This window comes from Halomonas sp. A29 (assembly GCF_046723295.1).
In the GTDB taxonomy this organism is placed as follows: domain Bacteria; phylum Pseudomonadota; class Gammaproteobacteria; order Pseudomonadales; family Halomonadaceae; genus Halomonas.
On the sequence record NZ_JAXQPR010000016.1, the window covers coordinates 39,970 to 64,954 of the forward strand.

General features: G+C 65.8%; 26 protein-coding genes. 21 read left to right on the forward strand and 5 right to left on the reverse strand.

Annotation, left to right across the window (positions count from 1 at the left end; all coding sequences use genetic code 11):
- Nucleotides 1-11 precede the first annotated feature (11 nt).
- The 9 genes from SPH52_RS21425 to SPH52_RS21465 all read left to right on the forward strand — a co-directional run bounded on the left by SPH52_RS21425 (nt 12) and on the right by SPH52_RS21465 (nt 5,767).
- Nucleotides 12-245 carry a ferredoxin family protein gene (locus SPH52_RS21425; RefSeq protein WP_411797077.1) on the forward strand — a complete coding sequence of 78 codons (234 nt, stop codon included), beginning with the start codon at nt 12-14 and terminating at the stop codon, nt 243-245.
- Nucleotides 246-255: 10 nt separating this feature from the next.
- On the forward strand, nt 256-1,215 hold the full coding sequence (locus tag SPH52_RS21430) for a HEAT repeat domain-containing protein (RefSeq protein ID WP_411797078.1): 960 nt from the start codon (nt 256-258) through the stop codon (nt 1,213-1,215).
- A gap of 72 nt (nt 1,216-1,287) precedes the next feature.
- A complete protein-coding gene (fdxA, locus tag SPH52_RS21435; protein ID WP_411797079.1) occupies nt 1,288-1,611 on the forward strand; it encodes a ferredoxin FdxA in 324 nt (107 codons plus the stop codon).
- Nucleotides 1,612-1,614: 3 nt separating this feature from the next.
- Complete coding sequence (locus SPH52_RS21440; protein ID WP_411797080.1) at nt 1,615-1,791, forward strand: hypothetical protein; 177 nt, start codon at nt 1,615-1,617, stop codon at nt 1,789-1,791.
- A gap of 12 nt (nt 1,792-1,803) precedes the next feature.
- Nucleotides 1,804-2,136 (forward strand): DUF971 domain-containing protein, encoded by a 333-nt coding sequence (locus tag SPH52_RS21445; RefSeq protein ID WP_411797081.1) that lies wholly within the window; start codon nt 1,804-1,806, stop codon nt 2,134-2,136.
- Complete coding sequence (locus SPH52_RS21450; RefSeq protein ID WP_411797082.1) at nt 2,136-3,146, forward strand: YeiH family protein; 1,011 nt, start codon at nt 2,136-2,138, stop codon at nt 3,144-3,146. Before SPH52_RS21445 ends, SPH52_RS21450 begins: the two co-directional genes overlap by 1 nt.
- A 62-nt stretch (nt 3,147-3,208) precedes the next feature.
- On the forward strand, nt 3,209-3,988 hold the full coding sequence (locus SPH52_RS21455) for a ferredoxin--NADP reductase (RefSeq protein WP_411797083.1): 780 nt from the start codon (nt 3,209-3,211) through the stop codon (nt 3,986-3,988).
- A 20-nt stretch (nt 3,989-4,008) separates the two neighbouring features.
- Entirely contained in the window at nt 4,009-4,770 is a 762-nt protein-coding gene (locus tag SPH52_RS21460) for an electron transfer flavoprotein subunit beta/FixA family protein (protein ID WP_411797084.1), read from the forward strand.
- A 40-nt stretch (nt 4,771-4,810) separates the two neighbouring features.
- Nucleotides 4,811-5,767: an electron transfer flavoprotein subunit alpha/FixB family protein gene (locus tag SPH52_RS21465; protein ID WP_411797085.1), complete on the forward strand. Its 957-nt coding sequence runs from the start codon at nt 4,811-4,813 to the stop codon at nt 5,765-5,767.
- Here the strand turns inward: SPH52_RS21465 and SPH52_RS21470 are convergent.
- Both SPH52_RS21470 and SPH52_RS21475 read right to left on the reverse strand, forming a co-directional pair.
- Nucleotides 5,761-6,426, reverse strand: a complete 666-nt coding sequence (locus SPH52_RS21470; RefSeq protein WP_411797086.1) for a TetR/AcrR family transcriptional regulator — start codon at nt 6,424-6,426, stop codon at nt 5,761-5,763. The genes SPH52_RS21465 and SPH52_RS21470 overlap by 7 nt on opposite strands.
- A gap of 18 nt (nt 6,427-6,444) precedes the next feature.
- The gene (locus SPH52_RS21475) at nt 6,445-8,481 is read right to left on the reverse strand and encodes an FAD-dependent oxidoreductase (protein WP_411797087.1); all 2,037 of its coding nucleotides are present in this window, start codon (nt 8,479-8,481) and stop codon (nt 6,445-6,447) included.
- 163 nt (nt 8,482-8,644) lie between these two features.
- Between SPH52_RS21475 and SPH52_RS21480 the strand changes: the two genes are divergently transcribed.
- On the forward strand, nt 8,645-9,439 hold the full coding sequence (locus tag SPH52_RS21480; RefSeq protein ID WP_411797088.1) for a pyrroline-5-carboxylate reductase family protein: 795 nt from the start codon (nt 8,645-8,647) through the stop codon (nt 9,437-9,439).
- Here the strand turns inward: SPH52_RS21480 and SPH52_RS21485 are convergent.
- The gene (locus SPH52_RS21485) at nt 9,431-9,895 is read right to left on the reverse strand and encodes a thioesterase family protein (protein WP_411797089.1); all 465 of its coding nucleotides are present in this window, start codon (nt 9,893-9,895) and stop codon (nt 9,431-9,433) included. The genes SPH52_RS21480 and SPH52_RS21485 overlap by 9 nt on opposite strands.
- 223 nt (nt 9,896-10,118) lie before the next feature.
- On the opposite strand from SPH52_RS21485, the gene SPH52_RS21490 reads away from it, so the two are divergent.
- The 7 genes from SPH52_RS21490 to SPH52_RS21520 all read left to right on the forward strand — a co-directional run bounded on the left by SPH52_RS21490 (nt 10,119) and on the right by SPH52_RS21520 (nt 17,084).
- On the forward strand, nt 10,119-11,702 hold the full coding sequence (locus tag SPH52_RS21490) for an ABC transporter substrate-binding protein (protein WP_411797090.1): 1,584 nt from the start codon (nt 10,119-10,121) through the stop codon (nt 11,700-11,702).
- Between the two features lie 66 nt (nt 11,703-11,768).
- Nucleotides 11,769-12,749 (forward strand): ABC transporter permease, encoded by a 981-nt coding sequence (locus tag SPH52_RS21495; protein ID WP_411797091.1) that lies wholly within the window; start codon nt 11,769-11,771, stop codon nt 12,747-12,749.
- On the forward strand, nt 12,746-13,714 hold the full coding sequence (locus tag SPH52_RS21500; protein WP_411797092.1) for an ABC transporter permease: 969 nt from the start codon (nt 12,746-12,748) through the stop codon (nt 13,712-13,714). Before SPH52_RS21495 ends, SPH52_RS21500 begins: the two co-directional genes overlap by 4 nt.
- Nucleotides 13,689-14,798 carry an ABC transporter ATP-binding protein gene (locus SPH52_RS21505; RefSeq protein ID WP_411797094.1) on the forward strand — a complete coding sequence of 370 codons (1,110 nt, stop codon included), beginning with the start codon at nt 13,689-13,691 and terminating at the stop codon, nt 14,796-14,798. The genes SPH52_RS21500 and SPH52_RS21505 overlap by 26 nt, the downstream gene beginning before the upstream one ends.
- The gene (locus tag SPH52_RS21510; protein WP_411797095.1) at nt 14,788-15,843 is read left to right on the forward strand and encodes an ABC transporter ATP-binding protein; all 1,056 of its coding nucleotides are present in this window, start codon (nt 14,788-14,790) and stop codon (nt 15,841-15,843) included. The genes SPH52_RS21505 and SPH52_RS21510 overlap by 11 nt, the downstream gene beginning before the upstream one ends.
- A 13-nt stretch (nt 15,844-15,856) precedes the next feature.
- Complete coding sequence (locus tag SPH52_RS21515; RefSeq protein WP_411797096.1) at nt 15,857-16,618, forward strand: sulfite exporter TauE/SafE family protein; 762 nt, start codon at nt 15,857-15,859, stop codon at nt 16,616-16,618.
- 37 nt (nt 16,619-16,655) lie between these two features.
- Entirely contained in the window at nt 16,656-17,084 is a 429-nt protein-coding gene (locus SPH52_RS21520; RefSeq protein ID WP_411797097.1) for a PPC domain-containing protein, read from the forward strand.
- A gap of 88 nt (nt 17,085-17,172) precedes the next feature.
- On the opposite strand, the gene SPH52_RS21525 is transcribed toward SPH52_RS21520, so the two are convergent.
- On the reverse strand, nt 17,173-19,365 hold the full coding sequence (locus SPH52_RS21525; protein WP_411797098.1) for a TonB-dependent receptor domain-containing protein: 2,193 nt from the start codon (nt 19,363-19,365) through the stop codon (nt 17,173-17,175).
- Nucleotides 19,366-19,447: 82 nt separating this feature from the next.
- Nucleotides 19,448-20,434 carry a LysR family transcriptional regulator gene (locus SPH52_RS21530; RefSeq protein ID WP_411797099.1) on the reverse strand — a complete coding sequence of 329 codons (987 nt, stop codon included), beginning with the start codon at nt 20,432-20,434 and terminating at the stop codon, nt 19,448-19,450.
- Between the two features lie 263 nt (nt 20,435-20,697).
- On the opposite strand from SPH52_RS21530, the gene SPH52_RS21535 reads away from it, so the two are divergent.
- Genes SPH52_RS21535 through SPH52_RS21550 form a run of 4 tightly spaced genes read left to right on the forward strand, consistent with a single transcriptional unit; the run spans nt 20,698 to nt 24,571 of the window.
- A complete protein-coding gene (locus tag SPH52_RS21535) occupies nt 20,698-21,579 on the forward strand; it encodes an ABC transporter substrate-binding protein (RefSeq protein ID WP_411797100.1) in 882 nt (293 codons plus the stop codon).
- Nucleotides 21,580-21,596: 17 nt separating this feature from the next.
- On the forward strand, nt 21,597-22,601 hold the full coding sequence (locus SPH52_RS21540; RefSeq protein WP_411797103.1) for a FecCD family ABC transporter permease: 1,005 nt from the start codon (nt 21,597-21,599) through the stop codon (nt 22,599-22,601).
- Between the two features lie 45 nt (nt 22,602-22,646).
- Nucleotides 22,647-23,768 carry a FecCD family ABC transporter permease gene (locus SPH52_RS21545; RefSeq protein ID WP_411797104.1) on the forward strand — a complete coding sequence of 374 codons (1,122 nt, stop codon included), beginning with the start codon at nt 22,647-22,649 and terminating at the stop codon, nt 23,766-23,768.
- Nucleotides 23,765-24,571 carry an ABC transporter ATP-binding protein gene (locus tag SPH52_RS21550; protein ID WP_411797101.1) on the forward strand — a complete coding sequence of 269 codons (807 nt, stop codon included), beginning with the start codon at nt 23,765-23,767 and terminating at the stop codon, nt 24,569-24,571. Before SPH52_RS21545 ends, SPH52_RS21550 begins: the two co-directional genes overlap by 4 nt.
- Nucleotides 24,572-24,985 lie beyond the last annotated feature (414 nt).

The following is a 24,985-nucleotide window of genomic DNA, read 5'->3' on the forward strand; positions in this document are numbered from 1 at the left end:
GGAGAGAAATCATGCCGACTGCAACGCAACGAACCAGCGTCCCGGTGATCATCGACGAGGACAAGTGCATCGCCGACAAGGGCTGCACCGTGTGCATCGACGTCTGCCCGCTCGACGTGCTGTGGATCAACCCTGACACCGGCAAGGCGCACATGCGCTACGACGAGTGCTGGTACTGCATGCCTTGCGAAGCCGACTGCCCCACGGATGCCGTGAAGGTCGAAATCCCCTATCTACTCAGCTGAGGTGCGCCCCATGAAGCATTACGACGACCCCGAGCTGCAGGAGATTGCCGAGAAGCTCGCCGACCCGGACCCCGGCATTCGCCGCGTAGCGGTGCTGGCGCTGGTCGATTCGGGCGAGCCCGAGGCCGCCGAGCTGCTGATCCAGGCACTCAAGGACGATGACGCCGCGGTGCGCCAGGAGGCGGCCAAGGTGGTCGATGAGTTCGACGCCGAGGATATCGCCGACTCGCTGCTGGCGGCATTGAGCGATGGCGACGAGGTGGTGCGCAACGCCGCCGCCCACGCCCTGGCCGACCTCAAGGATCCCAGCGTCGCACCGCCGCTGCTCGCCGCACTGGAGCGCAGCGACGATCCCTTCGTGGTGGCCGGCATCCTGCGCGCGCTCAAGCCGCTGCGTGTGCCCGCAGCGCAGACCCCGGCGCTGCAGCGCCTGAGCGATGAGGATGCCCGTGTGCGCCGCGAGGCGGTGGGCGTGCTCGGCTGGCTCAAGGCCGAGGAGAACCTGCCGGCGCTGATCGACCGCGCCAAGGGTGACGCCGATCCCGAGGTGCGCCGTGCCGCCGCTGGCGCCCTGGTCTATGCCGCGCGTGAGCGGGTAGGGCCGCCGCTGGTGGCGATCCTTGGCGATCCGCACTGGCAGGTGCGCTGCGAGGCCGCCATCGGCATCGGCAAGCTCGACTATCGCGCCGGGCTCGAGTCGCTGATCGTTGCCAGCCGCGACACCATCTGGCAGGTGCGTGAGAAGGCCGCCGAGGCCATGGGCAAGCTGCGCGTGGTGGCGGCCGTGCCGGCGCTGGGCGAATGCGCCCGGGACCCGATGAGCAATTTGCGCAAGGCAGCCATCGGCGCGCTGGGCGCCATTGCCGAGCCGGAGTGCCGCCCGTTCATCGAGCTGGCTCTCGATGACCCCGATCCGGACGTGCGCAAGCTGGCGCGCTGGGCGCTGTCGCAGCTCGACAACGCGGCTTAGCAACCCGTCTACAAGCGTCGCGCTCGCTTGTAGACGGGTTCTGTGAACGAACCCTTGCAGAGGCATACGACCATGACCTACGTCGTCACCGAAAACTGCATCCGCTGCAAATACACCGACTGCGTCGAGGTGTGCCCGGTGGACTGCTTCCACGAAGGGCCCAACTTCCTCGTCATCGACCCGGTGGAGTGCATCGACTGCTCGCTGTGCGCTCCCGAGTGCCCGGCGGATGCGATCTATGCCGACGACAAATTGCCGCCCGACCAGGCGCACTTCCTCGAGATCAACGCCGAACTCGCCCAGGTGTGGCCGGTGATCAGCGAGACCCGGCTGCCGCTGGGCGAGGCCGATCTCTGGGTCGACCAAGGCGAGAAGCTGCAGTACCTGGAGCGCTGAGGCATGCGCCAACTTGTCATGACGAGTTGCCGTGCACGCTTCGCGCTGCTGGCCGTGGTGCTGGGTGCCAGCGTCAGCGACAGCGCCCGGCCGATGGTCGACGTGGCCGTGCCCGCCCCGTTCCCGGAAGTGCCGATGCTGTGCCTACGGGACCAGCCGCCCCAAGACCCACCGATCTGACCGGAGATTGCCATGACCGTCATCGCCAATACACCGGCACATCTGCGCCATACCATCGCCCCGCCCGACGGCTTGCACCTCAACCGTCGCACGCGGGAGGTGGAGATCCGCTGGCCGGATGGCCGCACGGACACGCTCTCCTGCCTCGCGCTGCGGGCCGCCTGCGCCTGCTCCAGCTGCCTGCATGCCAAGCGCAGCGGCCGCCTGGCGCTGTACGACGCCGACATCACCGTGGTCGACGCCAAGCCCTTCGGCGTCAGCGGCTTGCAGCTGTTCTTCTCCGACGGCCACAGCCGCGGCGTCTTCCCCTGGGCCTACCTGCGCGAGCTGGGCGAGACGCCGTGATGAACGCGCCGCTCCCTCTCGCCCTGGCGCCTTCCTGGGAAAGGCTCAAGTGCTTCTACCCCGGCGTAGCGCTGTGCACGGTGCTGGCGCTGGCCGGCAGCTTCCTGGCCGAGCATTACGGTGCCCCGGCACTGCTGCTCGCGCTGCTGCTGGGCTTCGGCTTTGCCAGCCAGGCCGGTGAGGTGCGCCTGCAGGCGGGCGTCGGCTTCTGCGCCCGCCGCGTGCTGCGCGTCGGGGTGGCCCTGCTCGGCGCGCGTATCGGCCTGGACCAGTTGCTGGCCGTAGGCTGGCTGCCGCTGGTGGTGGTGCTTGTCAGCGTACCGCTGACCATTGGTGCGGCATTGTGGCTGGGCCACTGGCTGGGGCTACCGAGGCTGCACAGCCTGGTAGCCGGCGCGGCGGTAGCGATCTGCGGCGTATCGGCGGCGGTGGCGGTGGCCGCCGTGCTGCCGGCCGGGCGCTTGGAGGAGCGGCGCCTGCTCGGTGTTGTGGTGTGCGTCACCGCGCTGGGCACCGCCGCCATGCTGGGTTTGCCGCCGCTTACTGCGCTGCTCGGATACGGCGACATCGCCAGCGGCCTATTCCTCGGTGCCACCATCCACGACGTGGCCCAGGCCGCCGGGGCGGGCTATCTCGTCTCGGACGCCGCCGGCGACGTGGCCACGCTGACCAAGCTGCTGCGTGTGGCCCTGCTCGTACCGCTGGTGCTGCTGCTCGGCGTGCTGCTTCGGCGAGGAGAGAGCGGCAGCGGCGAATTTCCCTGGTTCCTGCTCGGCTTCGTGGCGCTGTTCGCTGCCAACAGCCTGGGGTTGCTGCCCCCGGGCCTACGCGAACTGCTGGTAAGTGCCTCTCAGTGGTGCCTGCTGGTGACCATTGCGGCACTGGGCATGCGCACCTCGGTGCGCGACCTGCTGACCCAGGGGTGGCGGCCACTGTCGCTGCTCTGCGTCCTTAGCGCCGGGCTGGCACTGACGGTCATGGGTCTGCTGGCGCTGCTGCCGGTGGCCTGAACTCAACGACAAGCGTTTTATCCCCGCATCGCTCGCGATGCCTGACGACTGGAGGAAAACCCATGGCTGCTGCTATCGGAACCGCCGACGTATTGAGCGTTCACCACTGGAACGACACCCTGTTCAGCTTTCGCACTACCCGCGACCAGGCGCTGCGCTTCGAGAACGGCCACTTCGTGATGATCGGCCTCGAGGTTGCGGGCAAGCCGCTGATGCGTGCCTACAGCATCGTCAGCGCCAACCACGACGACTACCTCGAGTTCCTGAGCATCAAGGTGCCCGACGGCCCGCTCACCTCGCGCCTGCAGCACCTCAAGGAGGGCGACCAGATCATGGTCAGCCGCAAGCCGGTGGGTACCCTGGTGGTCCATGACCTGACCCCGGCCAAGCATCTCTACCTGCTCAGCACCGGCACTGGCCTGGCGCCGTTCATGAGCATCATCAAGGACCCGGAGGTCTACGAGCGCTTCGACAAGGTCGTGCTGGTGCATTGCGTGCGCTACGTCAGCGAGCTGGCCTATCACGACCACATCACACGGGAGCTTCCCGAGCACGAATTTCTCGGCGAGGAGATCCGCGACAAGCTGATCTACTACCCCACGGTGACCCGCGAGCCGTTCCGCAACGAAGGGCGCATCACCACGCTGATCGAGAGCGGCAAGCTGTGCTCCGACATCGGCCTGCCGCAGCTCAACCGCGAGACCGACCGGGTGATGCTGTGCGGCAGCCCCGGCATGCTCGCCGATCTTACCGCCATGCTCGACGACCTGGGTTTCGAGGCCAGCCCGCAGCAGGGCGAGCCGGGGGATTACGTGATCGAGCGGGCCTTCGTCGAGAAGTGAATGGCAGCCAGGAGAGAACCATGAAGATCCTCGTCGCGGTCAAACGCGTCATCGACTACAACGTCAAGATCCGCGTCAAGGCGGATCACTCCGACGTCGACCTCACCAACGTCAAGATGGCCATGAACCCCTTCTGCGAAATCGCCGTGGAAGAGGCGGTGCGGCTGAAGGAGCGCGGCGTGGCCACCGAGGTGGTTGCCGTGACCGTCGGCCCCAAGGCCGCCCAGGAGCAGCTGCGTACCGCCCTGGCGTTGGGCGCCGACCGTGCCGTGCATATCGATACGTCAGCCGCAACCGACGAGCGCCTCGAATCGCTGGTCGTGGCCAAGCTGCTGGCCAAGGTGGTCGAGGAAGAGCAGCCCGGGCTGGTCATCCTCGGCAAGCAGGCCATCGATACCGACAACAACCAGACCGGCCAGATGCTGGCTGCGCTGACCGGGTTGCCCCAGGCCACCTTCGCCTCGGAAGTCGTGGTCGACGGAGACAAGCTGCAGGTGACCCGTGAGATCGACGGCGGCCTGCAGACCGTCGAACTGACCCTGCCGGCCATCGTCACCACCGACCTGCGCCTCAACGAGCCGCGCTACGCCAAGCTGCCCGACATCATGAAGGCCAAGAAGAAGCCGCTGGACGTCAAGTCGCCGGCCGACCTCGGCGTCGAGGTGGCGAGCAAGCTCACGCTGCTCAAGGTCGAATCGCCGGCCGAGCGCAAGGGCGGCATCAAGGTGGGCTCCGTCGACGAGCTCGTGGGCAAACTCAAGAACGAAGCCAAAGTACTTTGAGCGAGTTCTTTAAGACAGCGCTTTGAAGGGAGCCGATTTCATGAGCATCCTGGTTTTAGCCGAACATCATGATGGCCAGCTCGCCGGCGCCACCGCCCACGTGGTCGCCGCGGCCCAGCAAGTGAAAGAGACCATCGGTGGTGACGTCGACATCCTGGTCGCGGGCGAGAACGTCGGCGCCGTGGCCGACGCCGCCGCCAAGCTCGACGGCGTGAGCAAGGTCCGCGTGGCCGACCATGCCGTCTATGCCCACCAGCTGGCCGAGCCCATGGGCGCGCTGCTGGTCGAGCTCGCCGGCGACTATTCCCATATCCTCGCCGCCGCCTCCACCACCGGCAAGAACGTGCTGCCGCGGGTCGCCGCGCTGAAGGACGTCAGCCAGCTCTCGGAGATCGTCGAGGTGGTCGACGCCGACACCTTCAAGCGTCCCATCTACGCCGGCAATGCCATCGCCACGGTCAAGAGCGCCGACAGCCTCAAGGTCATCACCGTGCGCAGCACCGGCTTCAACGCGGTAGGCGTCTCTCTACAAGATCAGGGCAGCGCCGCCGTCGAGGCGGTGGATTTCATCGCCGAGAATAGCCAGTCCCGCTTCATCAGGCAGGAGCTGGCCGAGAGCAACCGGCCCGAGCTGGCCGCGGCCAAGGTGGTGATCTCCGGTGGGCGTGGCATGGGCAGCGGCGAGAACTTCAAGCTGCTCGACGGCATCGCCGACAAGCTGGGGGCGGCCATCGGCGCCTCCCGCGCGGCGGTGGACGCCGGCTTCGTGCCCAACGACATGCAGGTGGGGCAGACCGGCAAGATCGTCGCCCCCGAGCTCTACATCGCCGTGGGTATCTCCGGGGCGATCCAGCACCTGGCCGGCATGAAGGACTCCAAGGTGATCGTGGCGATCAACAAGGACGAGGAGGCGCCGATCTTCCAGGTTGCCGACTATGGTCTCGTCGGCGACCTGTTCGAGGTGGTGCCGGAGCTGGAGAGGAGGCTGGATCAGTGACCCGCAGTGCCTGACGCCGCTTGGGAGCCTGCCAGCGTATAGGCATGCCGGGCCTGGAAGCGCTGCAGCTCGCGGGGCTGCGGCGCCTGTCCGGTGAAGATCTCGACATAGGCGGGGATGCGCCGCATGCGTACCTCGAGCGCTTCCTGCGTCTTCATCGAGATATAGCCGATCTGAGTGAGGTAGATGGTGCGGCCGCGCACGTTGGCGGCCAGCGGCTCAAAGCCGTAGCGCTCGAACATCCGCGTCAGCGCGTCGATGCGCGTTTCGTCCGCGGCATCGATCGCCCTCGCCACCTCGTCCGACTGCAGCGCCCAGCTGCGCATCGCAAACTCCAGTTGGGAATCGAAGAGCGTCGGGTCCAGCCAGCAGTCGAAGACGTTGAGAATCGCCTCGGTAATGCTCTCGGCGTAGGCTTCGGTCTGCCGCACCAGGCCCTGGGTATTCTTCTCCCGCCAGCGCTCGACCAGGGCCTCCAGCAGCGCCTCGCGATCCTTGAAGAACCAGTAGAAGCTGGTGCGCGAGACGTCGAGCCGCTTGGCCAGCGGCAGGATTCGCACGCTATCCACACCGGAGTCGAGCAGCAGCTCGAAGGCGGCGTCGAGCCAGGCTTCGCGGGAGCCTTTCCATTTGGTATCGCGGTCGGGGGCGGTGGGCATCGAGGCACTCTCCATACATTAGATATCCTTCACCAGCCGCAGTGCATCGTAGATCGCCGCATGGGTATTGCGCGACTCGACGGCGTCGCCGATGCGGAACAGCTGGAAGCTGCCGTCCGGGTTACGGACAATCGCCTGGGGCCGGCCGACGATCAGCTCGTCGTAGTCTACCTCGCCGCCATTGCTCGAGTGCGGCTTGAGGGCGAAATAGACGTCGGCCATCGGTGTGATGCCGTAGTTGACCACTACCTGATCGATGCGCCGCTCGTGGTTGAGATCCAGATAGTCGCTGGTGATAGTGGCGAGCAGTTCGCCGCCTTCCCGCCGCACGGACTTCAGTCGGTAGGTGGGGGTGAAGGTGACGTTGGGGCGCTGCAGGGCGCGCATGTAGGGCACGAGGTTCATGGCCATGATCTCCGCCGAGAAGCTGCGATCCGGCGTCATGATCACGAGTTCGGCCCCGGTGGCGGCGATGATCTCCGCCGCCTGCATGGCGGCATGATCGCCCGCATCATCGAACAACAATACCCGGCTTCCCGGCACCACGTGCCCGGAGAGGATATCCCAGGTGTTGACCACCAGCTCGTGCCCGACCTCGGGCTGGTCCTCCATGGGATAGCCACCGGTGGCCACGATCACTACGTCCGGCTGCTCGGCGAGTACGTCCTCCACCTCGGCCCAGACGTTGTAGCGAATCTCGACGCCGAGCGCCTCGCAGCGCTCCAGGCGCCAGTCGATGATGCCCATCATCTCGCGGCGCCGCTCGCTCTGCGCCGTGAGGCGCACCTGTCCGCCGGCATCGCTGGCGGCTTCCAGCACCACTACCTGGTGGCCTCGTTCGCCGGCGACGCGGGCGGCTTCGAGCCCCGCCGGTCCAGCGCCGACGATCACCACCCGGCGCTGCTGGGCGGCCGTGGGAATGGTGTGGGGCATCGTCGTTTCGCGCCCGGTAGCGGCGTTGTGGATACAGTAGGCGGCGCCACCCTGGTAGATGCGGTCGAGGCAGTAGTTGGCGCCGACGCAGGGGCGAATCTCCTCCTCGCGACCTTCCATGATCTTGCGCACGATGTGCGGGTCGGCCATGTGGGCGCGGGTCATGCCGATCATGTCGACCTTGCCCGAGGCGATGGCATGGCGGGCGGTAGCCACGTCCTGGATCTTGGCCCCATGGAAGGTGGGGAAGTCCACCTGGCGCTTGATCTCGCCGGCGAAGTCCAGGTGCGGGGCGCTGGGCATGCCCTGGATGGGGATCACGTCGGTGAGCCCGGCGTCGGTATCGATATGCCCGCGCACCACGTTGAGGAAATCGACCAGGCCACTCTCCTTCAGGCGCCGCGAGATCGCCATGCCGTCGCTGGCCGTCAGCCCGCCCGGCAACATCTCGTCGCCGGTATAGCGCACGCCGACGATGAACGCCTCGCCCACCCGCCGGCGAATGGCCCGCAGCACGTCGAAGGTGAAGCGCAGCCGGTTGTCGAGATCGCCCCCGTAAGGCCCTTCGAGGGTATTGGTCAGCGGCGACCAGAACTGGTCCATCAGGTGGCCGTAGGCCTGCAGCTCGATGCCGTCGAGGCCGGCTGCGTGCATGCGCTCGGCGGCATCGGCATAGTCGCGGATCAGGCGCTCGATATCCCACTCCTCGACCTGCTTGGGAAAGGCGCGGTGGGAGGCTTCACGACGATGCGAGGCTGACACCGCCGGCAGCCAGTCGCCCTTGTCCCAGCGGGTGCGGCGGCCCAGATGCGTCAGTTGGATCATCACCGCGGTGCCGTGCTCATGGCAAGCATCGGTGAGCTCACGCATCCACGGCACCACCTCGTCCTTGTAGGCCAGAATGTTGTTGAACACCGGGGGGCTGTCCTTGGCTACCGCCGCCGACCCGGCGGTCATGGTCAGGCCCAGGCCGGCCCGAGCCCGCTCGACGTGATACTCGCGATAGAGCGCCTTGGGCATGCCATCCTCGGGGTAGGCGGGCTCGTGAGACGTCATCATCAGCCGGTTCTTCAGCGTGAGATGCTTGAGCTGGAAGGGCTGCAGCAGCGGGTCGTTGGCCATGATCGGGGCTCGCTCTTGTTATGAGTTCGTCAAAGTCAGCCATGTATGTACATGATGGTCATCTCAATGTACAAGAGTGTACATAAATAGCAAAGTTTTCCGATGCGAGGCTGGTCAGGACCCTCCACGGCGAGGCGTCGGCCTGACAAGAGGAGATGGAAACATGTCGCAATACGCCGTGATCGGCATCATCGGCGGGCAGGGGTGGATGGGGCGTGCGCTCGGCATGGCTCTGCTGGAGCAGGGTATCGTGCCCGCCAGCCAATTGGTCATCTCCTCGCGCTCCGGAAGCCACCAGGCTTACCGCGACTGGCCCGACGTCCGTTGCGTCAAGGACAGCCGTGAACTGGTCACCTTGGCGGACGTCATCGTGCTTTCCGTGCGCCCTGAGGATCTCGCCGGCCTCGATATAGAAGCGGACGGCAAGCTGGTTGTTTCGCTGTTGGCGACGACTTCCTTGCAGAAGGTTGCAAGTCAGGTGGGCAGCCGCCGGGTGGTGCGTGCCATGCCGAACGCTGCGGCGGAGATCCGCCGGGCCTATTTTCCATGGTTTGCCTCACCGCAGGTCACCGAGTCCGAAAAACGGCTCGTTCAGGTGTTGCTGGCAAGCTGTGGCACGGCCCGGGAGCTTTCCGCCGAGCTCGATCTCGACTATCTGACGGCCCTGAGCGGAGCCGGCCCCGCCTACCCAGCGTTGCTGGCCCAATCGATGCTGGAGCACGCCAGGCAGATGGGGCTCTCCGACGATATCGCCCGCGAGGCGGTCATGCAGACCCTGGTGGGTGGCAGCTTGCTGCTGGAGAAGTTGGGCACCGACCCTGGTGACATGGTGGAACGGATGATTGCCTATAACGGCACCACGGCCAAGGGACTGAGAACCATGATGGACGAGGGCATCGGCCAGGCGATTCATCGCGGGCTCGATGCGGCTCACCGCGCAGCAAGCGGCTCACGGTAGGGAGCGCGGAATACCGATACGCCGGCCGGCAGCCTGGGGCCAGTCGCCTTCTTCTGCGTGCGGTAGGGCGTCGATGGCCTCGACCACGGCAGGCGGGAATGGGGCAGGGCGATGGCCTTGCGTATCGATGCCCATCAGCATCTGCTCGCTGGTGGCGAGTAGCTCGCCGGCCTCATCGCGCATCGTGAAGAAGACATGCAGCCGCTTGGCGTCGCGGTCGAGCAGCAGCACCTCGACGGCCAGCGCCTGCCCCTGGTGGGCCTCGCGCCGGTAGCAGAGATGGGTCTCCAGGGTGAAGAGGGTATGGCTCAACTGCTTGCGGCCGTCCGCATCGAGCCCGATTCGCTCCATCAGCGTATCCACCGCCAGCGAGAAGACCCTGGCGTATTCGGCATCGTTCATATGGCCGTTGTAGTCGACCCACTCCGGGGCGACCCGGGTCGTCAGCAGTGTCATGGGCGTCTTTCCCCTTGATTCGGTATTTGCGTCTATTGTCGACGAAACGAAACCGGCCGAGCGGTTTCCCAAAAATCGGTCTCGATACCATAAATGCAACTGCCAATAGTCGAAATAGCGCTGAAAAGCATTCCTGAGGTAATTCTGGCTTTCTTGGCTAAGGTATGGGAGAAACCTCTCCAGGGCGAATGCCCATCAAACGCTTGATTGAGGACATAACAAGATGCTACCCAAGAAGACCCTTCTGGCCACCGCCGTGATCGGCGCCATGCTGGCCACCGCCGCGAATGCCGAAACCCTGCGCTGGACCCGCTCCGCGGACAGCCTGACCATGGACCCCCACTCCCAGAACGAGGGGCCGACACACTCCGTCAACCACCAGATCTTCGATACCCTCGTCTACCAGGACATGGACGTCGAGTACCAGCCGGGCCTGGCCACCGAATGGCACGTGAAGGAAGACGAGCCTACCGTATGGGTGTTCAAGATCCGTGAGGGGGTGACCTTCCACGAAGGCCAGTCGCTGACCGCCGACGATGTCGCCTTCTCCATCGACCGTGCGCGCCGCGAGCCGGCCGACATGCGCGGCCTGCTCACCTCGATTTCCGAGGTGCGTGCCGTCGACGACTACACCGTCGAGATCGAGACCCACGAGCCCAACCCGCTGCTGCCGAACAACTTCACCAACCTGTTCATCATGAGCCGCGAGTGGGCGGAGGAGCACGGGGTGGAAGAGGCGCAGAACTATTCTGCCGGCGAGGAAACCTACGCCGTGCGTAATGCCAACGGCACTGGCCCGTTCCGCGTCGAAAGCCGCGAGCCCGACGTGCGGACCGTGTTCGTGCGCAACGACGATTACTGGGGCATCGACCATTACCCTATGGAGATCTCCCGCCTGGTGTTCACTCCCATCGAGTCGGCCTCCACCCGCGTGGCGGCGCTGCTCTCCGGTGAGGTCGATTTCTTGCAGGAGACCCCGGTCCAGGACATCGAGCGCCTGGCCAACGCCGACGGCATCAAGAACGAGCAGGGCGCCGAGAACCGCACCATCTTCCTCGGCATGGACATGGCCTCGGCCCAGCTGCGCACCGCCGATACCGACGACAACCCTTTCGCTGACCGCCGCGTGCGCGAGGCGATCAACCTGGCGGTGGACGCCAACACCATCCAGCGTGCGGTAATGCGCGGCAACTCCCAGCCCGCCGGCATGATCGCGCCGCCCTTCGTCAACGGCTACAGCGAGGAGATGGACGAGGTGCTGCCGGCCGACGTCGATCGGGCCCGTGAATTGATGGAGGAGGCCGGCTATGGCGACGGTTTCCGCGTCACCCTGCACTGCCCCAACGACCGCTACGTCAACGACGAGCAGATCTGCCAGGCGGTGGTCACCATGCTGGCGCGTATCGGTATCACCGTAGACCTGGTGGCCCAGACCCGTTCGCTGCACTTCGCCGAACTGCCGCGCGGTGAGTATGACTTCTACCTGCTGGGCTGGGGCGTGCCCACCATGGATTCGGAGTACGTCTTCAATTACCTCTACCACACCAGGGACGGCAATCACGGTACCTGGAACTTCACCGGCTTCTCCGACGAGCGGGTGGACGAGCTGATCGTGGCCATGGGCCAGGAGACGGACGAGGATGCGCGCAACGAGATGATCGCCGAGGCGTGGCAGATCGTGCACGACGAGATCATCTATATCCCGATTCACCACCAGATGCTGACTTGGTCGATGCGTGACAACATCGATTTCAAGGTGCAGAGCGAGAATACGCCGCACTTCAAGTATCTGCGTTTCAACAACTAAGCGTCTTGAGGCTCTACCCCCGGCTGCCACAAGTGGTCGGGGGTATCGTCGTTATTTGGTGATCCCATGCTAGCGTTTCTGATCCAGCGCGTGCTGCAGGCCATCTTCGTGATGTTCGTGGTCGCGCTCATTTCCTTCTCGCTGTTCCACTACGTCGGCGACCCGGTGCTCAACATGCTCGGGCAGGAGGCCACCGAGGCCGATCGCGCCGCGCTGCGGGCCCAGTTGGGTCTCGACCAGCCGGTGGTGGTGCAGTTCTGGAATTTCATCGTCAATGCCGCCCAGTTCGAGTTCGGCATCTCCTATCGTTCGGCCCGCCCGGTGACCGCCCTGATCATGGAGCGGCTGCCCGCTACCCTGGAGCTGGCCATCATCTCGGCGATCTTCGCAGTGGTCATGGGCATTGTGCTGGGCATCTATACCGCCCTGCGCCGGCGCAGTTGGCTGGCCAATTTCATCATGACCGCCTCGCTGATTGGCGTGTCGCTGCCCACCTTCCTGATCGGGGTGCTGCTGATCTATCTGTTTGCCGTGGAGCTGGGCGTGCTGCCGGCATTCGGACGCGGCGAGACAGTACGCATCGGCAACTGGTGGACCACCGGCCTGCTGACGACCAGTGGACTGCGTTCGCTGATATTGCCGGCCATTACCCTGGGGCTGTTCCAACTCACGCTGATCATGCGCCTGGTGCGCGCCGAGATGCTGGAGGTACTGAGCACCGACTACATCAAGTTCGCCCGGGCGCGGGGGCTGTCGAAGCGGGTGGTGCACCTGCGCCATGCGCTGAAGAACACCATGATCCCGGTCATCACCATCATCGGTCTGCAGCTCGGCACCATCATCGCCTTCGCCATCATCACCGAGACGGTGTTCCAGTGGCCCGGCGTCGGAGCGCTGTTCATCACCGCGGTGCGCTTCGTCGACGTGCCGGTGATGGCCGCCTACCTGATGATGATTGCGCTGGTGTTCGTGGTCATCAACCTGGTGGTGGATCTGCTCTACTATGCCGTCGACCCGCGGCTGCGCGCGCAGGGAGGTGGCAAATGAGCCAGGATATTCAGACCCGGGAGAGCACCGCGCCCGTGGTGCCGCCCAAGCCGAGCAGGTGGCGCACCTTCCTCGAGAGCGACATCGTCTACTCGTGGAAGCGTCAGCCGGTGGTGATCATCGCCACCCTGGTCACGCTGATCATGTTCGCCGCAGCGCTGTTCGCCCCGTGGATTGCGCCGCAGAATCCCTTCGATCCGCGTCAGCTCGAGTTGATCGACGCCTTCACGCCGCCGATGACGACCTCGGACTTTACCGGCAACTTCTATTTGCTGGGCAGCGACAGCCAGGGCCGCGACGTCTTCTCGGCGATTCTCTACGGCTCGCGCATCTCGCTGCTGGTGGGCTTCGCCGCGGTGATCTTCGCTCTGGTGATGGGCACCGCCCTGGGCCTGCTGGCGGGCTTCCGCGGCGGCTGGCGCGACGCGCTGATCATGCGTATCGCCGACGTGCAGCTGACGTTCCCGTCGATCCTGATGGCGCTGCTGATCTTCGGCGTGATTCGCGGCTTCCTGCCGCGCTCGATGCACGCCGAGGTGGCCATCATCGTGTTGATCATCGCCATCGGCCTCTCCGACTGGGTGCAGTACGCCCGTGCGGTGCGCGGTGCCACCATGGTGGAAAAGAGCAAGGAGTACGTGCAGGCAGCGCGGGTGATCGGCCTGCCGGCAGGCAAGATCCTGTTCCAGCACATCCTGCCCAACGTGCTGCGACCGGTGCTCGTCATCGGCACCATCGGCCTGGCTCTCGCCATCATCGCCGAGGCCACGCTGTCGTTCCTGGGTGTCGGCATGCCGGCCACCCAGCCGAGCCTGGGCACCCTTATCCGGGTGGGCCAGGACTACATGTTCTCGGGAGAGTGGTGGATCCTGCTCTTCCCCGGGGTGGCGCTGCTGATACTGGCGCTCTCCGTCAATCTACTGGGAGACTGGTTGCGTGATGTCCTCAACCCCAAGCTCCGATAACAAGAGCTCCGATAACAAGGGCTCCGTTAACGACGGTGTCGGCCATGAGTCCACAGCCGCGGCACAGGAACCCGTGCTCTCCGTGCGCCACCTGCGAGTGGAATTCCCCACCCGCCATGGCACCCTGGTGGCGTTGGACGACGTCTCCTTCGATATCGCCCCTGGCGAGGTGCTGGGTGTGGTGGGCGAGTCCGGTGCCGGCAAGTCGATGACCGGCAACGCCGTGATTCAACTGCTGGAACCGCCCGGACGCATCGCCGCGGGGGAGGTGCACCTCTCGGGCAAGCGCATCGACGACCTGCCGGAAGAGCGCTTCGTGCCGTTGCGTGGCCGCCATATCGGCATGATCTTCCAGGACCCGTTGACCAGCCTCAACCCGCTGTTCTCGATTGGTGACCAGCTGATCGAGACGATCCGCGCGCATCTGCCGATGAACGAGCGCGAGGCCCGCGAGGAGGCGCTCAAGCTGCTGCGCGAGGTGGGCATTCCAGCCCCGGAGAACCGCCTCGACAGCTACCCGCACCAGTTCTCCGGCGGTATGCGCCAGCGCGTGGTGATCGCCCTGGCACTCGCCGCGCGGCCCGAGTTCATCATCGCCGATGAGCCCACCACGGCGCTGGACGTCTCGGTGCAGGCGCAGATACTGGCCCTGCTCAAGCGCCTGTGTGCCGACAACGGCACCGCGGTGATGCTGGTGACCCACGATATGGGGGTGATCGCCGAGACCGCCGATCGGGTGGCAGTTATGTACGCCGGCAGGCTGATCGAGATCGGCCCGGTCAACGAGGTGGTGCGCAATCCGCAGCACCCCTATACCAAGGGCCTGATGGCTTCGATTCCGGGGATCACGAAGAAACTCGAGCGGCTCTACCAGATCGAAGGCGCGATGCCGCGGCTGGCGGCGATTCCCTCGGGCTGTGCCTTCAACCCGCGCTGCCCTCATGCTCAGCAGCGCTGTCGTGATGAAAGGCCGGACCTGCTGCCGGCCGGAGGCAGCCGTGCGGCTTGCTGGCTGCACGATCCCGTCGATCCGCTGCCGCCAAGGCAAGACATAGAGGGACAGGAGGTGAGCCATGTGCGCTGATACGGCCCTGAAAAAGACCGGCCCGGCCACTGCCGGGCAGGGCGATATCCTGCTGGAAGCGCACGACCTGGCGCGCTACTTCGACGTTTCCAAGCCTTGGCTCAACCGCGTGATCGAGCGCAGCGAGCGGCTCACGCTCAAGGCGGTAGACGGCGTGGGCTTCTCCATCCGCCGCGGCGAGACGCTCTCGCTGGTGGGCGAATCCGGCTGCGGCAAGTCCACGGTGGCTCGGCTGGTGGTGGGGCTCTATGGCCTCACCCGCGGCAAGCTGGTGTTCGACGGCGAAGACATCAGCAACCTGGCGAGCCGTACCGGACGCCAGGCGGCCAGCGTGCGCAAGCGCTTCCAGATGATCTTCCAGGACCCCTACGCCAGCCTCAACCCGCTGTGGCGGGTGGGCACCATCATCGGCGAACCGCTGCGCTTCTTTCGCCCCGAGATGAGCAGCACCGACCGTCGCCGCCGGGTGGGTGAGCTGCTCGAGCAGGTGGGCATGTCGGCGGCCGACGGCAACCGCTACCCGCACGAGTTCTCCGGCGGCCAGCGTCAGCGTATCTCCATCGCGCGGGCACTGGCCAACGAGCCGGAGTTCATGATCTGCGACGAGCCCACCTCGGCACTGGACGTCTCGGTACAGGCGCAGATCCTCAACCTGATGCGCGACCTGCAGGACGAGTACGGGCTGACCTATCTCTTCATCAGCCACGACATGGCGGTGGTCAAGCACATGTCGGACCGCATCGCGGTGATGTACCTGGGGCGCATCGCCGAGATCGCCCCGGCCGACCAGCTCTTCGAGAACCCGCACCATCCCTACTCGAAGATGCTGCTGGCCGCGGTGCCGTCGCTCGAGGGGGTAGGCAAGGAGCGCACGGTGATCCAGGGCGAGGTGCCCAACCCTGTGCACCCGCCCTCGGGCTGCGCCTTCCACCCGCGCTGCCCTCATGCCAATGAGCGCTGCAAGGCGGAGGTGCCGAAGCTGATCGCGCGCAGCGACGGCAGCGAGGTGGCGTGTCACGGCGTCGAGGAGGGCAGGCTGTCGTGAGGCGTCCGGCCTGATGCTGGAGCTGCTCTCGCCGCTGTCGGCCGGGGTCAACCTGGTGCTGGTGCTGCTCTCGGTAGTGACTTCGGCGCTCTCGGCGGCGGCGGGCATCGGCGGGGGCACGCTACTGATCATTGCCATGGCCCAGGTGATGCCGGCCACGGCGCTGATCCCGGTGCACGGCATGGTGCAGCTCGGCTCCAACGGCGGCCGCGCGGTGATGACTTGGCGCCACATCCGCCGCGACATCGTCGCCGCTTTCCTGCCCGGGGTCGTCGTCGGTGCCCTGGTGGCGGCCTGGCTGTTGATCCGCCTGCCCTACGGCGTGCTGGAACTGTGCATCGCCGCCTTCGTGCTCTACTCCTGCTGGGGGCCGGGCCTGCCCCAGCGGGCGGTGGGGCGCATCGGCACCGTGATCGCCGGTGCGGTCACCACGCTGCTCTCCAGTTTGGTGGGAGCCAGCGGCCCCATGGTGGCATCGTTCATCAAGCTAAGCATGAGCGAGCGGTTGCCGCGGGTGGCCACCTTCGCTACCTGCATGACGCTGCAGCATGCCACCAAGGCGTTCATCTTCGGTTTTGCCGGTTTCGTCTTTCGCGACTGGCTGGGGCTGATGCTGGTCATGGTGGCGGCGGGCTTCATCGGTACCTGGCTGGGCCTGCGCCTGTTGCACCGGGTCACCGACCACCGCTTCGACTTCCTGTTCAAGTGGGTGCTGACGCTGCTGGCGCTGCGCCTGATCTGGCTGGGCGCAGAGCGCCTGTTGGGGTTAGGCTGAGTATGTAAGGGTTGGCTTATGCGGAAAGGAGTCTGTCATGAAACGCTTCGTGTCCTCTCTCTCATTGATGCTGCTGCTGTCATTGACCGGCTGTGCCGGAACATGGGACCCACTGGATAGCGCCACCGAGCTGGTGCCCGGTCGATCCTACGAGGTCATGTCGGCAGGGCACCGCTATTTCACCTTCACCCTGGACGCGCCCGCCCGTGTGGTGCTGGAGAGCCACACCTTCCCTGGGGATACGGGGCTGGTGGAGCCGGCCGGGCAACTGCTCGATGCCAACGGTCGGGTGGTGGAGCGCGACTGGGTCAGCGGTCTCAACGGTAACTTCCGGATCGAGCGTCAACTGGAGCCGGGCACTTGGTACCTGCGGGTGACCACCCCACACGCGAGCCCCAGCTCCTTCGGGACGATGGAGCGAGACTACCGCTACTCGGTGACGCTGAGGATGGTCAGGAACCGCTGATCGCTTGGTGCGATTCAGCTTGGCATGAGCAAAAAAGCCCCGACGATTGTCGGGGCATAGGTAACGGTGCGAAACGGCGCGAAGCCGGTCAGAACTCGTAGGTGGCGGAAAGCCAGAAGCTGCGGCCGTCCAGGGCGACGCCATCGGTAGCGCGGCCAGTCTGGGTGTAGCGGTAGGCCTGATAGGTATCGCCTTGCCACTCGTAGCTGTCGGCGGCGCCGAAGTCCTTGTCGAGCAGGTTGTAGATCGTTCCTGTCAGACGGATCTGGTCGGTGAACCGGTAGCTGGTACGCAGATGGAACAGCTCGTAGCCATCCAGCTTGTTGCCCACTTGCTCGTACATCGCCCGGTCCTGCCCACTCGTTGGAAGACCATCGGTGAAGCGCTCGCGTGAGGAGTAGACCTCACCCTCGAGGGTGGTGTTGAGCCTGTCCGTGACGTCCCAACCCAGGCTGGCGGTGAGCTTGTGCTTGGGTGTATTGGTGAGCAGCATGCCTTCCTCCTCGCCGGAGGTGATCTCGGTGTCGGTGTAGGTATAGCCGCCGCGAACTTCCCAGGCCGGCGCGAAGCGATAGCGCGCCTCGAGCTCGATGCCTTGGGTGCGCGCCTCGTCGACGTTGACCAGCCGGGAGAAACCGGTCTGACTGGAGAAGTTGCCCACGCTGATACAGCCGGGAACGTTACCGTCCGGGTGCAGGCAGTTGGGAATCTCGGCGCCCTCGGCAATACGATCGGTGAAGCGGTTGTAGAAAGCCGTGCCGCTGACCGTCAGCCCACCCAGGTTGTCGTAGATGGCGCCGAGTTCGTAGTTGGTGCTCTTTTCGGGCGCCAAATCCGGCGAACCGATGGTGGCCGTCTGCCCCTGGTTGCCGAATCCGGTGATACCGTCGTGCAGCTGGTTGAGCGTCGGTGTCTTGTAGCCGCGGCTTACGCCACCCTTGAGCGTCCAGTGGTCGGTGGTGTTCCACACCAGATAGCCACGCGGGCTGAAGTGGCCGCCGAAGGCGTCGTGGTGCTCGTAACGCCCACCCAGGGTCAGCGCCAGGTCGTCGCGTAGCCACCACTCGTCCTCGGCGAACAGCGCCCAGCTCTGCTGTTCGAAGGCCTGGTCGCCGGCTGCGCCATCCTCGAGGCGTGCATCGACGTACTGACCGCCCAGGGTCACCATGTGGGTATCGATCGGCAGGGTGAACTTGGTATCGAAGACGATATCGCGGTTCTCCAGCAGGCGCGGCTCACCGCCCTGGGCCTCGTAGCCGTATTCCGGTGCGCTGCCCGCCGGCAGGGTACGGCCGAGAGTCTCGGTGGTGTTGTGCGTAACGCTGCTTTCCAGCGTGCCGGCCGCGAAGCGTCCGGTATGGCCGAGGGCTATCTGGTCGCGGTTGAAGCGCAGCTCATCCTCGTAGCCCCAGAACTGCCCAGGCTGGGGAGCGCAGGTGGCGCGATTGGTGCCGTCCAGCGTACCGAGGCGGCAATCGTCGTTGGCGAAGGTCTGGCGGGCGCGCTCTACATCCAGCCAGACGGAATGGTTGTCATCGGTGCGTAGCGTCAGGCGCCCACCCAGCGAGTAGATCCGGGCTTCGACGGGCCGAGGGTCGCGAGCGGCGCTGTCGGGAATCATGCGCTCGGAAGCATCGCGATCGAACAGCCGGCCGCGTAGCTGCAAGCCGAGGACGTCGTCGACCAGCGGCCCCGAGGTGTAGAGGCTAATGCCTTGAGAATTCCCTGCGTCCCGATCCTGCTGGAAGGTGGTGTCCACGGTAACGCTGCCCGCCCAGGTGTCGCTCACAGGGCGGGTAATGATGTTGATGACCCCGCCCATGGCATCGGAGCCGTAAAGCGTCGACATCGGCCCGCGGATGACCTCGATGCGCTCGATGGCGGAGAGAGGCGGCATGAAGCTGGTTGCGGTCTCACCGAAGCCGTTGGGGGTCACGTCGCCCGAGGCGTTTTGCCGACGACCATCGATCAGGATCAAGGTGTAGTTGCTCGGCATCCCGCGGATGCTCACGTTCAACCCGCCTGTCTTGCCCACGCCCGAGCGAACGTCCACGCCAGGCACATCGGCGATCGCCTCGGCGATATTGGAGAAGCGCTTGCGCTCCAGCTCCTCTCGAGTAACGACCGAGATGCTCGCGGGAGCATCCTGCAGTGCCTGTTCGAAACCAGAGGCAGTCACCACGACGTTGTCGAGGCGTGTGGCATCCTGCGCCTGAGCGGCAAGGGCGAGAGGCGCGCTGGCGATAGCGGCGGCCAGGGCGGTGCGGCGGGAGTGGAGCATGGGTTCACCTGCTGGGCATGAAGCTAGTAAATGATATTGATTATCAAGCGCAGGTGATTCTAATGTGAAAAGTTCCCTTTGCTCAGGAGGAAAGCGGGCAACGTTGCGTTGCGTGATGCGCAACGGTAGTGGAGCGAGACATACCGGAAGTGGCGATCGCGGCTTCCGGGTTCGACATCCATTCTGCCGGTGTCTCCTGGCGCAGAAAGGCGATCAAGGCACTCAGACGTCGCGGCCGCGAGCCGTAGGGATACAGTAGCGTTACTGGCATCGGCGGCGCACTCCACTCCGGCAGGCAGCGCACCAGCGTTCCGGGGTGGGCGCGCTCGCGCGCCCCTGCCATCCAGTCGGGCATGACGCCAAGCCCATGACCTTGGGCAATGGCATCGCCATGCAGCATCTGCTGGTCGACGCGGAAGCGGGAATCGGGTGGTTGGAAGCGAAACTCGCCTTGCCGGGAATGGGTCAGGGTGAGCCCTTGCTCGGTCTCGCCGAGCAGGTCGATCCAGGCGTGCTGGGTCAGCTCCCGCGGATGCCGGGGTTTGCCGCGACGGGCGAAATAGTCAGGGTGGCCGTACAGGCCGCGGCTGAGCCAGCCCAGCGGCTCCTGGCGCTGCTCGCTGCCGTCAACCTCACCCAGCCACACGGTCAATGCCTGGCTATCGGCACACAGGGGCGGTGTGGTGCAGGTTTGCAAGGTCAGGCGTATGCCGGGGTGGCGATCCATGAACAGCGTCAGCCGAGTGGCCAGCCAGCTTCGTGCCAGAGCGTTGTGCGTAGCCACCTGCAATTCACCGCTGATCTCCTCGCTCAGTTCTTCCAGGGCCTGCTGGCCTTGCTCGGCGAGTTCGAGGATCTGCCGACAGTAGGCATGGAACAGTTGGCCGGCTTCGGTAGGCAGTAGCCGGTTGGATTGCCGCCGCAGCAGCGCCTGGCCCAGCTGTCGCTCGAGCTGGGAAATGCGTCGGCTCAGCGTCGACTTGGCCAGGTCGAGGGCGCGGGCGCTGCGGGTCAGGCTGCCGGAGCGCATGACATGGTCGAAGGCGAGCAGTTCGTCGAGATCGTACATGGCAACCTCTCGGCAAGATGAACGTTGCATCAAAGGCAACAGTGTATAGGTTGGTGATACAAATAAAAATGATTACCATTGTTCTTCATCTCACATGCCGTTCCCTTTCATGCAACGGCGCGTTGCATGGTATCGCGCTGCGATTCTTTGTGATAATAATTCGCATTAAACATTGAATGGCTGAGGCGGACATGAACGGTAAAGCGGGTATGTACGGTAGGAAAAGCAGGGCCCTGGCAGCGAGCTGGACCCTGACGATAGCCATGCTTGCGTTGCTCCCGCTTACCGCTTGGGCCGAGCGAAGCGTCGAAACGGCATTTGGCGAAGTGGCGGTGCCCGACTCGCCGGAGCGCGTGGTCACGCTCTACGAGGGCGCCCTCGACGTGTCGCTGGCGGCAGGCATCGTGCCCGTGGGCGCTGTGACCACTCGGGGCGGTGACGGCGTGGCTCGCTACATCGAGGCGCACCTGGACGAACGGCCCGCCATCGTCGGCGTGGTGCGGGAAATCAACCTCGAGGCCGTGCTGGCGCTGGAACCGGACGTCATACTTGCTCCTCCGCAGCTGCCCGAAGCGCAATACCGGCTGCTCTCGCGCATCGCACCTACAGTCATGCCGCTGACCGAAGGGCTGGACCCGGAGGCATGGCGCGCAGAGTCACGCCTGTTCGCCCAGGCGCTGGGGCGTGAAGCCGAAATCGAGGCCGCGCTGGCGCAGGTCGATGCCAGAGCCGCCGAGATCGCGGATCGCATTGCTGCCGGCGAGGCTCCCAGCGCCGTGCTGGTGCGCTGGATGCCGCAAGGCCCCATGGTCATGTCGGAGGACCTTTTCACCCCCGGCCTTCTGCGCGCGGCCGGGGTGGCCATCCACGATGCCGGCCTGGTGCGCCCGGGTGTGCCGCACAGCGACCCGCTCAGCCTCGAAAACCTCTCACGGGTCGATGCCGAGTGGCTGTTTCTGGCCACGCTCAACGAAGAGGGACAGGAAGCGTTGGGTGCCGCACAGGCATCGCCCGCCTTCGCTCGGCTCGAGGTAGTGGCACGTGACCAGGTAGTGCCCGTCGACGGCCAGCTTTGGTCGAGCGCCTCCGGGCCGTTGGCGGCGCTGGCGATTCTCGATGAGCTAGACGCCGCACTGACGCCCTGATGGACGCCGTTTCACGAATGGGCGCCTTCCAGGCCCGTCGCCTCACTGCGAGGCTGGCGGGCCTGCTGGCGTTACTGGCCCTGGCCTGCCTGGCCAGCTTGCTTTGGGGGGCCGGGGACGTTGGGGCGGGCCGGGCCTGGGCCGTCATCACGGGGCAGGGCGACGCCGAAGCCCAGTTCGTAGTCGGTTCGCTGCGCTTTCCGCGCACCTTGATCGGCCTCGTGGTCGGCCTGGCCTTGGGGGTGGCGGGGGCGCTGCTTCAGGCGGTGACGCGCAACCCCCTGGCCGAGCCGGGGCTGCTCGGCGTCAGCGCCGGAGCCGCCTTCGCCGTGGCGCTGGCGCTGGTATTGGGTGCCACGGCAACGACGATGCGGGTCGGTGTGGCGCAGCTCGGTGCCATGGCGGGCTGTCTCTGCGTGCTCGGCGTGGCGCGAGTGAGCGGTGCCGGCAACGACCCGGTGCGGCTGGTGCTGGCCGGGGCTGCCCTCACGGGCCTGCTGCTCTCGCTCACCTCGCTGCTGCTGCTGTTCGATCAGCGCGCCGCCGACGAGATCCGCTTCTGGATCGTGGGCAGCCTGGCCGGGCGCCGCCTCGATCATCTGCTCGCCATCCTGCCCAGCCTGCTGCTGGCAGGGGCCATCGTGCTCGCCGTGGCGCGTCCGCTGGCGGCCCTGTCTTTGGGTGAACGGGTCGCCAGCGGCCTGGGGCATCGCCCGGGGTTGATCCGACTGTTGGTGATCGTGGCCGTAGCGCTGCTGGTCGGTGCTGCCACGGCGACAGCCGGGCCCATCGCCTTCGTCGGGCTGGTCGTGCCGTTCGCTGCCCGTGCCCTAGCCGGGCCCGATATTCGCCGCACCCTGTGGCTGTGCCTGCCGCTGGGCCCGCTGATGGTGATCACGGCAGACATCGTCTCGCGGCTGCTGGTCGCGCCCTCGGAGCTGCCGCTGGGCGTGCTCACCGCCCTGTGCGGCGCGCCGGTGCTGGTCGCCGTGGTGCGCGCACGCCGCATGCCGACCCTCTAGGACGACGAGGCCATGAAAGAAGGAAGAGTCACCATGCGCTGCGATATGCCAGTCGAGAGAGAGCTCCGGCAGCGGCCCGCTGACACGCAAGGCGACGGTGCCACTAGCGTAACTGCGCCGGCGGGGCATTGGCGCTTGGCCTGGCAGGCTGCGGGCAGTGGCGAACCGCACAGCCTGCTGATCGACCGGCGTGCTTTCACGGCTTGCCTGCTTCTGCTGGCAGCGCTGGTGGCGGCATCGTTTGCCTACCTGGCCTTGGGCAGCAGCGCACTGACGCTTCGATCGGTGTTGCCGGCCCTGGCAGGGCGTGGCGACATGATGGCCGTGTTCCTGGTGCAGGAGCTGCGCCTGCCGCGCCTGGCCGCCGCCTGCCTCACCGGCGCCGCCTTCGGTGCGGCAGGCTGCCTGATGCAGACCCTGGCCCGCAACCGTCTGGCCACGCCCGGCATCATCGGTATCGACAACGGCGCCACTGCCTTCGCCGTGGCTTCCGTGGTCGGCCTCGGAGTTTCTTTGGCGCCGCCCGCCATGGCCATGGTGGGGGCTACCACCGCAGCGGCCCTGACCTTCGGCCTGGCTGCGGGCGGGGGCACCCGCGGCTACCGCTTCATCGTCGCTGGCATCGGGGTCGGCGCCGTGTTCGGCGCCATCACCCAACTGCTGCTGGCCAAGGTGCATATCGATACCGCCAATGCCGCTTACCCCTGGACCGTCGGCTCGCTCAACGCCCGGCCGGCCGGGGCCGTTATGCTGCTGACCTTCGGGCTGGCATTCGGCCTGGGTGCCGCCCTGTGGCTCACACGTGCACTGACCCTGATGCGCTTTTCCGACGCCGTGGCATCCGGCCTCGGGCTGCGTGTCACCCAGCGGCGCTGGCAGGTGCTGGTGGTCTCGGTGCTGTTGACGGGGCTGGCGGTTGCCGTAGCCGGTCCGGTGGGGCTGGTTGGTTTGATCGGCCCCGAGATCGCCCGTTCGCTCTCCTCGCCGCGGGGCGTGCCGATCGTGGCCTCGGCGCTGGCCGGTGCACTGGTGATGGTATTGGCCGACCTGGCGGGCAGGGTGCTGCTCTCACCCATCGAAATCCCGGTGGGTATCGTCACCGCCGTTGTGGGCGGCCCCTGGCTGCTGTGGATACTGCTGCGACCGGCTTCGAGGAATCTGGTATGACCCGATACGAACTCGCCACCCACAACCTGACCTTGCGCTATGGGCGCGCGACCATCATCGACGAATTGGCGCTGTCACTGCCGGCGGGCCAGGTCACGGCCATCGTCGGCCCCAACGGCTGCGGCAAGTCGACCCTGCTGGCCGGCTTGGCTCGCCTGCACGCGCCCAGCCAAGGTGCCGTGCTGCTCGACGGCAAGGACATCCAGCAGCTCCCGGCGCGGGAACTGGCCCGGCGCCTGGCGTTGCTGCCCCAGGAAGCCACCGCCCCGGAGGGGCTGACCGTGGCCGAGCTGGTGCGCTTCGGCCGTCAGCCGCATCAGGGCTGGCTGAGACAGTGGTCGGCAGAGGATCAGCAGGTCGTGAGCAAGGCGCTAGCGGCGGCCGATGTAAACGAATTGGCGGATCGTCCACTGGATACCCTCTCCGGAGGCCAGCGCCAGCGCGCCTGGATCGCCATGACCATTGCCCAGCAAACGCCGCTGCTACTGCTCGACGAACCCACCTCGGCGCTCGATCTGGGCCATCAGATCGAAGTCTTCGAACTGGTACGAAGGCTTGCCGCCGATGGCCGGACCGTGGTGATGGTGCTGCACGACCTCGCCAGCGCTTGCCGCTACGCCGACCACCTGCTGGCGCTGCGCCATGGCCAACTGGTGGCCGCGGGCCCACCAGGCGAAGTGGTTACCACCGACCTGGTACGCCGGCTCTACGACATCGATTGCACGCTGATCCCCGACCCCGCCACCGGCAGCCTGCTGCTGGCCAATGTGAGGCGGGCGGGGCGGTGCTCTGCTGAGGCATGATTCGTCCCGCATTTTGTGACATGTGGCACGGCGGTTGGATCACCGCGGCGTCAGCGTGTGTTTGTGCGATATCGCTTACAACAAAATAAGAAATAGCTCACGTGGCGGATGTTCTCTCTCCGGTGCTGCTTCGGGCCGCCTTCTGTTAAGGTTCTCGGCTGCTGATATCGTCGCGGATAGCGCTGGCTCTGGCGATTATGCTTGCCGACGCAAGCGGAAGGTCATGCTTGTCGATGAGGCTGTCGGGGGACGGTAACACCCCGGTGTTAAGAGCCCGGTACACCACCTATGCCCTGGCCATGAGCACGAACGAAGACTCACCGGCGGCGGCGCCGGTCGACCGCAGAAGGAGCTGAACATGGCGGACCCCCGTTTGCTGGATGACATCCTGGCGTCTTTCGACACCCCCCTGAC

What these genes read in the sequence shown, in the direction of transcription:
- SPH52_RS21520 (WP_411797097.1), top strand. Translation starts at nt 16,656, where the DNA reads ATGAAACGCTTCGTGTCCTCTCTCTCATTGATGCTGCTGCTGTCATTG.
- SPH52_RS21440 (WP_411797080.1), top strand. Translation starts at nt 1,615, where the DNA reads ATGCGCCAACTTGTCATGACGAGTTGCCGTGCACGCTTCGCGCTGCTG.
- SPH52_RS21465 (WP_411797085.1), top strand. Translation starts at nt 4,811, where the DNA reads ATGAGCATCCTGGTTTTAGCCGAACATCATGATGGCCAGCTCGCCGGC.
- SPH52_RS21475 (WP_411797087.1), bottom strand. Translation starts at nt 8,481, where the DNA reads ATGGCCAACGACCCGCTGCTGCAGCCCTTCCAGCTCAAGCATCTCACG.
- SPH52_RS21445 (WP_411797081.1), top strand. Translation starts at nt 1,804, where the DNA reads ATGACCGTCATCGCCAATACACCGGCACATCTGCGCCATACCATCGCC.
- SPH52_RS21510 (WP_411797095.1), top strand. Translation starts at nt 14,788, where the DNA reads ATGTGCGCTGATACGGCCCTGAAAAAGACCGGCCCGGCCACTGCCGGG.
- SPH52_RS21540 (WP_411797103.1), top strand. Translation starts at nt 21,597, where the DNA reads ATGGGCGCCTTCCAGGCCCGTCGCCTCACTGCGAGGCTGGCGGGCCTG.
- SPH52_RS21550 (WP_411797101.1), top strand. Translation starts at nt 23,765, where the DNA reads ATGACCCGATACGAACTCGCCACCCACAACCTGACCTTGCGCTATGGG.
- SPH52_RS21505 (WP_411797094.1), top strand. Translation starts at nt 13,689, where the DNA reads ATGTCCTCAACCCCAAGCTCCGATAACAAGAGCTCCGATAACAAGGGC.
- SPH52_RS21535 (WP_411797100.1), top strand. Translation starts at nt 20,698, where the DNA reads ATGCTTGCGTTGCTCCCGCTTACCGCTTGGGCCGAGCGAAGCGTCGAA.
- SPH52_RS21515 (WP_411797096.1), top strand. Translation starts at nt 15,857, where the DNA reads ATGCTGGAGCTGCTCTCGCCGCTGTCGGCCGGGGTCAACCTGGTGCTG.
- SPH52_RS21455 (WP_411797083.1), top strand. Translation starts at nt 3,209, where the DNA reads ATGGCTGCTGCTATCGGAACCGCCGACGTATTGAGCGTTCACCACTGG.
- SPH52_RS21460 (WP_411797084.1), top strand. Translation starts at nt 4,009, where the DNA reads ATGAAGATCCTCGTCGCGGTCAAACGCGTCATCGACTACAACGTCAAG.
- fdxA (WP_411797079.1), top strand. Translation starts at nt 1,288, where the DNA reads ATGACCTACGTCGTCACCGAAAACTGCATCCGCTGCAAATACACCGAC.
- SPH52_RS21545 (WP_411797104.1), top strand. Translation starts at nt 22,647, where the DNA reads ATGCCAGTCGAGAGAGAGCTCCGGCAGCGGCCCGCTGACACGCAAGGC.
- SPH52_RS21430 (WP_411797078.1), top strand. Translation starts at nt 256, where the DNA reads ATGAAGCATTACGACGACCCCGAGCTGCAGGAGATTGCCGAGAAGCTC.
- SPH52_RS21525 (WP_411797098.1), bottom strand. Translation starts at nt 19,365, where the DNA reads ATGCTCCACTCCCGCCGCACCGCCCTGGCCGCCGCTATCGCCAGCGCG.
- SPH52_RS21480 (WP_411797088.1), top strand. Translation starts at nt 8,645, where the DNA reads ATGTCGCAATACGCCGTGATCGGCATCATCGGCGGGCAGGGGTGGATG.
- SPH52_RS21530 (WP_411797099.1), bottom strand. Translation starts at nt 20,434, where the DNA reads ATGTACGATCTCGACGAACTGCTCGCCTTCGACCATGTCATGCGCTCC.
- SPH52_RS21470 (WP_411797086.1), bottom strand. Translation starts at nt 6,426, where the DNA reads ATGCCCACCGCCCCCGACCGCGATACCAAATGGAAAGGCTCCCGCGAA.
- SPH52_RS21485 (WP_411797089.1), bottom strand. Translation starts at nt 9,895, where the DNA reads ATGACACTGCTGACGACCCGGGTCGCCCCGGAGTGGGTCGACTACAAC.
- SPH52_RS21450 (WP_411797082.1), top strand. Translation starts at nt 2,136, where the DNA reads ATGAACGCGCCGCTCCCTCTCGCCCTGGCGCCTTCCTGGGAAAGGCTC.
- SPH52_RS21495 (WP_411797091.1), top strand. Translation starts at nt 11,769, where the DNA reads ATGCTAGCGTTTCTGATCCAGCGCGTGCTGCAGGCCATCTTCGTGATG.
- SPH52_RS21425 (WP_411797077.1), top strand. Translation starts at nt 12, where the DNA reads ATGCCGACTGCAACGCAACGAACCAGCGTCCCGGTGATCATCGACGAG.
- SPH52_RS21490 (WP_411797090.1), top strand. Translation starts at nt 10,119, where the DNA reads ATGCTACCCAAGAAGACCCTTCTGGCCACCGCCGTGATCGGCGCCATG.
- SPH52_RS21500 (WP_411797092.1), top strand. Translation starts at nt 12,746, where the DNA reads ATGAGCCAGGATATTCAGACCCGGGAGAGCACCGCGCCCGTGGTGCCG.